The sequence below is a fragment of the Acinetobacter sp. WC-743 genome, from assembly GCF_000335555.1.
Lineage (GTDB): Bacteria > Pseudomonadota > Gammaproteobacteria > Pseudomonadales > Moraxellaceae > Acinetobacter > Acinetobacter bereziniae.
The window spans coordinates 1-239 of the sequence record NZ_AMFQ01000001.1; the positions used below are offsets into that span (position 1 = coordinate 1).

The following is a 239-nucleotide window of genomic DNA, read 5'->3' on the forward strand; positions in this document are numbered from 1 at the left end:
TGCAGTATGAACATAATTGCCTGCATCTTTAGCCGTTACTGACGATGATGTTACACCTGCTAATACTGATGCATTCTCACCATTGACTAAACCACTTGCTGTAAAGCCTGATGCTGTTTGATCTTTACCGTTATATACAGTGTTTAAACTATTCGCAGTTACTGTTGCTTTGGCTTTGGCGATATCCAATGCACCATCGACAAAGGTCAGATCGTAGTTCTTGTCTGTACCTGATGCAG

1 protein-coding gene is annotated in these 239 nt (G+C 41.4%); it reads right to left on the minus strand.

What is annotated here, in order from left to right:
* Positions 1–239 (minus strand): MBG domain-containing protein (locus ACINWC743_RS00005; RefSeq protein WP_009583848.1); only part of this gene is annotated, 239 nt, incomplete at both ends.